The 7,566-nt window shown below is 64.6% G+C and carries 9 protein-coding genes and 1 pseudogene; 5 read left to right on the top strand and 5 right to left on the bottom strand.

Translation table 11 applies throughout. The features are described from left to right. Positions 1-861: MATE family efflux transporter (locus tag EN742_RS17160; RefSeq protein WP_245492340.1), on the top strand; the 861-nt coding region annotated here is incomplete at its 5' end. A 68-nt stretch (positions 862-929) separates the two neighbouring features. Here the strand turns inward: EN742_RS17160 and EN742_RS17155 are convergent. After that, positions 930-1,412: a MarR family transcriptional regulator gene (locus EN742_RS17155; RefSeq protein WP_189363133.1), complete on the bottom strand. Its 483-nt coding sequence runs from the start codon at positions 1,410-1,412 to the stop codon at positions 930-932. Between the two features lie 107 nt (positions 1,413-1,519). Between EN742_RS17155 and EN742_RS17150 the strand changes: the two genes are divergently transcribed. Next, a complete protein-coding gene (locus EN742_RS17150) occupies positions 1,520-1,918 on the top strand; it encodes a VOC family protein (RefSeq protein WP_127399735.1) in 399 nt (132 codons plus the stop codon). A 63-nt stretch (positions 1,919-1,981) separates the two neighbouring features. Here the strand turns inward: EN742_RS17150 and EN742_RS17145 are convergent, their stop codons facing one another. Further along, entirely contained in the window at positions 1,982-3,058 is a 1,077-nt protein-coding gene (locus tag EN742_RS17145) for a quinone-dependent dihydroorotate dehydrogenase (protein WP_245492341.1), read from the bottom strand. 120 nt (positions 3,059-3,178) lie between these two features. Next, positions 3,179-3,406, bottom strand: a pseudogene (locus tag EN742_RS39405) (DUF952 domain-containing protein); the annotation flags it as partial. Between the two features lie 169 nt (positions 3,407-3,575). Between EN742_RS39405 and EN742_RS17140 the strand changes: the two are divergent. Both EN742_RS17140 and EN742_RS17135 read left to right on the top strand, forming a co-directional pair. Next, positions 3,576-4,013 (top strand): hypothetical protein, encoded by a 438-nt coding sequence (locus tag EN742_RS17140; protein WP_127407037.1) that lies wholly within the window; start codon positions 3,576-3,578, stop codon positions 4,011-4,013. A gap of 100 nt (positions 4,014-4,113) precedes the next feature. After that, complete coding sequence (locus EN742_RS17135; RefSeq protein ID WP_127407038.1) at positions 4,114-4,773, top strand: response regulator transcription factor; 660 nt, start codon at positions 4,114-4,116, stop codon at positions 4,771-4,773. A 45-nt stretch (positions 4,774-4,818) separates the two neighbouring features. On the opposite strand, the gene EN742_RS17130 is transcribed toward EN742_RS17135, so the two are convergent. Then, positions 4,819-5,475: an O-methyltransferase gene (locus EN742_RS17130; RefSeq protein ID WP_126056571.1), complete on the bottom strand. Its 657-nt coding sequence runs from the start codon at positions 5,473-5,475 to the stop codon at positions 4,819-4,821. A 93-nt stretch (positions 5,476-5,568) separates the two neighbouring features. Between EN742_RS17130 and EN742_RS17125 the strand changes: the two genes are divergently transcribed. Then, positions 5,569-6,201: a TetR family transcriptional regulator gene (locus EN742_RS17125; RefSeq protein ID WP_126059246.1), complete on the top strand. Its 633-nt coding sequence runs from the start codon at positions 5,569-5,571 to the stop codon at positions 6,199-6,201. Positions 6,202-6,235: 34 nt separating this feature from the next. Here the strand turns inward: EN742_RS17125 and EN742_RS17120 are convergent. Next, positions 6,236-7,566: ATP-binding protein (locus EN742_RS17120; protein WP_128333059.1), on the bottom strand; the 1,331-nt coding region annotated here is incomplete at its 5' end.

The raw sequence follows: 7,566 nt of genomic DNA, 5'->3' as shown, positions 1-7,566 counted from the left end.
TACGTGCTCGGGCGCGGCGAGGGCGGGCTTGGCCTGATGCTGCAGGCGGTGCTGAACGGCATCAACATCGCGCTTTGCTTCCTGCTCGGCCTGAAGCTCGGCTGGGGCGTCGCCGGCGTTGCCTGGGCGACCGTCACCGGCGAGTTCCTTGCCATGCTGCTCGGCCTCGCCATCGTCCTGCGTCGTTTCCGGAGGTTGGAGCGCCCCTCGCGCCAGCGCATCCTCGACCTGCCGGCCTACCGGCGCATGCTGTCGCTCAACCGCGACATCATGATCCGCTCCTTCTCGCTGCTCGCCGCCTTCGCGCTGTTCACCCGCCAGGGCGCGCAGTTCGGCACGGTGACGCTGGCTGCCAACGCGGTGCTGATGAACTTCTTCCTCATCGCCGGCTACTTCCTCGACGGCTTCGCCACCGCCGCCGAGCAGCTCGCCGGCCGCGCCATCGGCGCGGGCGCCGAAACGCCCTTCCGGCAAGCAGTGCGGCTGACCCTGTTTTGGGGTTTCGGCCTGTCGGGCGTCGCCACCCTCGTGCTGCTGCTGGCCGGTGTCGATCTGGTCGGCCTGATCACGACATCGCCCGAGGTTCGCGAGGTTGCCGACACCTATCTGCCCTGGGCGGCGTTCACCGCGCTCAGCGGCGTGCTGGCGTTCCAGATGGACGGCGTCTTCATCGGCGCCACCTGGTCGCGCGACATGCGCAACATGATGCTGTTGTCGTTCCTCGCCTTCAGCGCCGCGCTGCTGACTTTGGCGCCGGCCTTCGGCAACAGCGGGCTCTGGGCGTCGCTGCACGTCTTCCTGCTGGTGCGAGGCGTGAGCCTGCTTATGGTTCTGCGAGTGCGGGCGCGGACTGCGTTTTAGGTAGTGCCTCCGCTCGGGATCAGGATCCGTTGACGCCGGGAGAGGTGGCTGCTGGCGACGACAACGACCTAGAGGCCGGTGAGCAATTTCTTGAGCAGGGCGTTGAGAGTCTCCTGCTCCGACGGCGTCAGCACGGAGATCAATTGCTCTTCTAGCGCCACCATTGGACCGATCAAATCGTCTATCGCCCGCTTGCCACCAGTCGTTAGCGCAATTTGCTTGCCGCGCCGGTCCTTGGGATCGGGGCGTCGTTCAACCAGCCCGGCGCGCTCCAGTCGATCCAGGCGGTTGGTCATGCCGGCCGACGAGATCATTGCCGATTCGTAAAGCTGCGTTGGCGAAAGCATATAGGGTTCGCCGGAGCGCCTGAGCGGCGTCAGCACATCAAACTCACCTACATTCAGGCCTGCTCCCGAAAGCAGCGGGTTCATGTGATCGCGGATCACGCGCGCGGCGGCATCGAGCAGACGACCTACCGTTTCAATAGGCAACACTGGAAGGTCGGGGCGCTCGCGAGCCCATTGCTTAGCCGCGGCCTCGGCACGATCCATTCGAATATTCTCTCAACAAAATGTATCTTGACATCGAGATACATTGCATCTACTAACATTGCATCAAGACAATAGCGCAGGGCGCGGCGATAGAGAAGGAGAAAGCGATGTCCAGAATGATTTTCGTGAACCTGCCTGTGCGCGACCTGGCGGCGTCGACGGCGTTCTACGTGGCTCTAGGTGGCACCGTAAACCCGCAGTTTTCGGGCGAGAAATCTACCTCGCTCATGTTCTCGGACGCGATCGGGGTGATGCTGCTGAGCCATGACCACTACCGCGAATTCACCAAGCGCCCTATCGGCGACGCGCGGCGTGACAGTCAGGCAATGATCGCCCTCACGGTCGACGACCGCGCCGCCGTCGATGCAACGCTGACCAGCGCGGTTGCGGCGGGCGGTCGCGCCGATCCCAACCCGGCACAGGATTTTGGCTTCATGTATAACCGCCACATTGAAGACCCAGATGGCTATGTTTGGGAGATCGTATGGATGAATCCGGCAGCCTGAACGCGGAAGGGCTACGCGATGAGAGATGACATAAAGGTGTGGGCGCACGGGCGCCATGGCCTTCTAATGAGCCTTGACGGCCCAATGATCCAGGCGGCTGTCGCGCAACTCGCGCAGCGAAGTCAGTCCTTCGCGCTCCACAAACCGCGCCATGCCGGCAACGATTCGCCCCGGCAGCGCCGGCCCGGCATAGATCATGCCGGTATAGAGCTGCACCAGATCGGCGCCGGCGCGGATCTTTTCCAGCGCTGTCTCCGTGGAATTGACGCCCCCGACGCCGATGATCGCCATCTCGGGACCGACGAGCTTGCGCATGCGTGCAAGGACAGCGGTCGAGCGTTCGAACAGCGGCTTGCCTGAAAGGCCGCCGGCCTCGCCGGCGAGGCTTGCGCTCCGTAGTCCCGTCCGCGCGAGAGTTGTGTTGGAGACGATGACGCCGTCGACCCTTTTCTCGGCGACCTCGGCGGCGATGTCTTCCAGTTCGGCCTCGACCAGGTCCGGCGCGATCTTGAGGAAGACCGGCGGCTGCGCCGAAGCCGACGCCCGCGCAGCCATGACGCGCGACAGCAGCTCGCCGAGTTGCTCGCGCGCCTGCATGTTGCGCAGGCCCGGCGTGTTCGGCGAGGAGATGTTGACCGTGAGATATGTGGCATGGGGCGCGAAGCGGGCGACCCCGCGCTCATAGTCACCGATGCGGTCGGCGCTGTCCTTGTTGGCGCCGATGTTGACGCCGACGATGCCAAGGCGACCCTTTCGGGCTGCAAGGCGCTTCTCGGCCGCCTCGTGGCCCTCATTGTTGAAGCCCAGCCGGTTGATCACCGCTTCGTCGGCCGTCAGCCGGAAGATGCGCGGCTTCGGATTGCCCGTCTGCGCCAGCGGCGTGACGGTGCCGACCTCGGCGAAGCCGAAGCCGAGGCCGAGCAGTGCGTCCGGCACCTCGGCATTCTTGTCGTAGCCCGCCGCCATGCCGAGCGGGTTGGGGAAATCGAGGCCTGCGACGCGCAGCTTCAGCCGCTCGTCGCGCGGCGCGCGCGGGGCGACCGGCAAGCCGCATCGGAGCGCGGCGATGGACAGGCCATGTGCCGTTTCCGGATCGAGCGTGAACAGCAGTTTCTGGCCGATACGGTCGAGCATGCTCATTTCCGTCTCCAGGTCGGGAAACTCATGCCGGCCGTCGGCGCCGAGCGGCAGGGGACGGATCCAAAGGACTGCTGAGAGATCGAGCGGCGCGTAGAGATGCGGGAACAGCGCGCCGCCCCGCGAGACCTCGTATTTCAGGGCACCGCCGAGGCGGTCGCCATCGATGGCGATCAGCAGCAGGCCGGTCTGGCCGGCAAAATGCCTGGCCGCCGTCTCCCGCACCTGATCGGCGGTCGAGAAATGGATGAAGCCATCGGCGACGTCGATCGGCGCGCCGGTGAAGCGGCCGCTTCGCTCCGCCTCGCGCCAGAGCGCTTCTGGCGCGATCTTGTAGATAAACTGAGACATGGCTGCGCTATAGTCCGAACGAACCGCGCGGGAAAGGGTGCAGGCAAGGTCTGGAAAAGTGTTGCACGGTTTTTCCGGCGGTAGCCTGCGTCGAGGCAAGGAACGACTCTTCCCCACTTCCGGCGCAAAGCTGTGATAGGGTTGCATAGACTGGCTCATGGAGGACAACATGCGTCCGCAGTACATACTGATCCCAGCGGCACTTTTCTCGCTGGTCGCCGTGTCGGCCTTTTCCGGGGAAACCGATCGCTACCGGCTGGAAAAGTCGGCTAATGGCTATATCCGCATGGACACCCAGACCGGCGCCATGTCGATCTGCGAAGAGCGCTCCGGCCAGCTCGTCTGCAAGATGGCGGCCGACGAACGCGCCGCCTTCCAGGACGAGGTCGACAAGCTGCAGACCTCGGTCAAGGCGCTGGACGAGCGTGTCGCCAAGCTTGAGAACTCGCTTTCCGCCCGGTTGGAATCACAGCTGCCGAGCGAAGAGGATTTCAACAAGACGTTGGGCTACATGGAGCAGTTCTTCCGGACGTTCAAGGACATCGTCAAGGATATGGACAAGGAGAATGGCGACGACGGCGCCAGGCTCAACCAGCAAAAGACCTGAACGCCCGGCCTTTGCCGCTTGAAAACGGCCGATATCGCCGCATAATCGATCCGATCCCGTAAAAAGCACAACAGCAATGCCGGGATTCGGGGAGGACTGTTTGCCGTCGGGTTACACTTTCGTCATCGCCGACGATCATCCGCTTTTTCGCGGTGCGCTGAAGGAGGCGCTTGCCGGCATCGGCGACGTCGCCGCCATCCACGAGGCCGGCGATTTCGAAAGCGCAAAGGCGCTGGTCGTGGCCAATGAGGATATCGATCTGGTGCTGCTCGACCTGTCGATGCCGGGCGCCAGCGGCCTGTCCGGCCTGATCTCGCTGCGTGGCGTTCATCCGGCCGTGCCGCTGATCGTGGTCTCGGCGCATGATGACCCGGTGACGATCCGCCGCGCGCTCGACCTCGGCGCCTCCGGGTTCATCTCCAAATCGGCCAGCATGGAGGAAATCCGCCGTGCCGTGCAGGCGGTGCTGGCCGGCGATATCGCCGCGCCCGTCGGTATCGATCTCGGCGTCGAGCGCGATCCCGAGATCTCCGACCTGATCAGGCGCCTGCAGGCGTTGACGCCGCAGCAGACGCGTGTGCTCGGCATGCTGGCCGAAGGCCTGCTCAACAAGCAGATCGCCTATGAGCTTGGCGTCTCCGAGGCGACGATCAAGGCGCATGTCTCGGCCATCCTGCAGAAGCTCGGCGTCGACAGCCGCACCCAGGCGGTGATCCAGCTCTCCCGGATCGGCGGCGACCCGCTGCAACCTGCGAGCTGATTGGCGGCCGTCGAAGCAGCATCAGCTGCTTGTACCGAGGCTTGTTCATCTGAGCCGCACGGACAGCTCGACATCGTCGCCGAAAGGGGTGGAGATGTAGCCCGATGCCGGCGAGCGCACGCGCTCCAGATATTCGGGAGAGAGGTCGGCATTGTCGGCGATGACCAGCGCGCCCGGTTTCAACCGGCTCTCGACCAGGCTCAAGATTTCCGGATAGAGCGCCTTGGCGCCATCCAGCAATAGAAGGTCTATCGCGTCGGGCAGGTCGGCCCTCAGCGTCTGCAACGCATCGCCCTCGCGGATTTCCACCAGGTCGATGAGGCCGCCCTCCGTCAGATTTGCCTTGGCGCGGACCACCTTGGACGGCTCGAACTCGGTGGTGATCAGGCGGCCGCCGCCATTGTCCCTGAGCGCCGCGGCAAGATAGAGCGTCGAGATGCCGAACGAGGTGCCGAACTCGATGATGACGCGCGCGCCGCTGCTGCGTGCCAGCATATAAAGCAGCGTGCCGGTTTCCGGCGAGACAGCGAGCCACAAATCCCTCAGCCGCCCGTAGAGATCGATATACTCGGTCTTGCTGCGCAGCAGGCGTTCCCGCTCGTCGTGCGAGATGCCGGCCATCGCCGGGCTGGTTGCGGTCTCGGCTTCCTTGAACAGGCGGGCGAGCAGGGGTGCAAGCGGGGCGTTTGTGAGCGTGATCATCGAAGTCTCCAATCGAAAATGGCTGTGTTCTTGTGTTGTGCTGAAAATACGAATAATCCTTCAGGTTTCCAATTCGCATTACCCGGCCGCGCCATGACCGAACGCTTAAGCCTTTCTATTTCCTCGCGAAAGCAGCCCAAGCAGGCTCGCGCGACGGAACTTGTTTCGGCGATCCTGGAGGCTGCTGTTCAGGTTCTGGCGAGTGAGGGCGCCCAGCGCTTCACCACCACGCGCGTGGCAGAAAGGGCCGGCGTGAGCGTCGGCTCGCTTTACCAATATTTCCCCAACAAGGCAGCGCTGCTGTTCAGGCTGCAGAGCGATGAATGGCGGCAGACGGGCGGTTTGCTGCGCACCATATTGGAGGACGACAAGCGGCCGCCGCTGGAGCGGATGCGCACGCTGGTCCATGCCTTTATCCGCTCGGAGTGCGAGGAAGCTGCCGTGCGCGTGGCACTCAATGACGCCGCCCCACTCTACCGCGACGCGCCCGAGGCGCACGAGGCAAGGGCCTCGGGTGAGCGCACCGTCCAGGCTTTCCTCCGCGAAGTTCTGCCCGGGACCCCGCAAGCAACCCAGGACCTGGCCGGCGATCTGATCACGATGACGTTGAGCGCGGCGGGAAAGGATTTTTCGGCAAGCCCGCGCACCGACGCGGAGATCGAAGCCTACGCCGATGCCATGGCCGACATGTTCTGCGCCTACATCGCAAGCCTTGGACACCGCTGAGACAGGGCTGGGCCTGTGTTGTAAGCAGGCGCGGCTATTCCGCCGCCGAAGCCAGCGGCCTAATCCGCGCTATCATCGAGCGCAGCACGGCCGGCTTCAGCGGCTTGTTGATCACCGGCACGTCGAGCCGGCCTGCCGATGCGCGCACTTCGCTCGATCGGTCGGCCGTGACCAGCACGGCCGGCAAATCCTGGCCGTGAAGCGCTCGCAGCGTCGCGATCGCGTCGAGCCCGGTGCCGCTGTCGAGATGATAGTCCGCCAGCACGATGTCTGGCCGGCTCTCCGCCGATCCCGCCACCTGCCAGGCGCCGGTGAGCGTTTCGACATGGCAGCCCCAGCCTTCGAGCAACAGCCGCATGCCGTCGAGAATGCGGGCATCGTTGTCGATGCACAGCACCTTGAGGCCGGCAAGCGAGGAGGCCACGCGCGCCGGCGCCTTCTCGATCTCGCGCCGGGGAGCCGCGACCGCGGCCACCGGCAGGATGACGGAGAAGCGCGTGCCTTTGCCGGGATTGGAGAAGATGCGGATCTCCAGCCTCAGCACCCTGGCGATACGGTCGACGATCGAAAGGCCAAGGCCAAGCCCCTCGGCCTCGCGCGCGCCTTCGTCCAGCCGGGTGAATTCGTGGAACACCGTGTTCAGCTCGTCGCCAGCAATGCCGATGCCGGTGTCGATCACCTGGATCTCGGCTAGCGACCCCCGCCGCCTTACGCCAACCAGGATGCGGCCATGGCGGGGGTATTTGATCGCGTTCGATACCAGGTTCTGGATCAGGCGGCGCAAGAGGTTGCGATCCGTCACCACGGTGAGCGACGACGGCATGATGGTGAGTTCGAGCTTCTTTTCGGCTGCCATCGGCCGGAAGTCGGTGCCGATCTGGCGGAGCAGCCCATCGAGGCTGAAGGCGGTGTCGTCGGGCTTCATGGCGCCTGCGTCGAGCCGGGAAATGTCGAGCACGGCGCCCAAAATGGTCTCGACCGACTCCAGCGAGGATTCGATGTTGACCGCGGCCTTGCCGGCGGGACCCTTGCCGTGCTTCTCGATCAGCGACGAGCAGTAGAGCCGGGCGGCGTTGAGCGGCTGCAGGATGTCGTGGCCGGCGGCGGCGAGGAAGCGCGTTTTGCCGAGATTGGCCTCCTCGGCCAGCATCTGCGCCTGCGCCAGCTCTTCGTTGACGCGGGTCAGTTCGATGGTGCGGGTCTTCACCCGCTGCTCCAGCGATTCATTGGCCCTCTTCAGCGCCAGGTCCTGCTCGACGCGGCCGGAAATGTCGGCATAGGTGGCGACGATGCCGCCGTCCGGCATCGGGTTGGAGCGCAGCTCCAGGATGCGGCCGCTGGTCTTCAGCTCCATCTGCCAGGGAC

Origin of the sequence: Mesorhizobium sp. M4A.F.Ca.ET.020.02.1.1 (assembly GCF_004022645.1) — a bacterium.
Taxonomy (GTDB): domain Bacteria; phylum Pseudomonadota; class Alphaproteobacteria; order Rhizobiales; family Rhizobiaceae; genus Mesorhizobium.
Note: the sequence above shows the minus strand (reverse complement) of the source record. Positions and strands in the feature narration are given on the sequence as shown.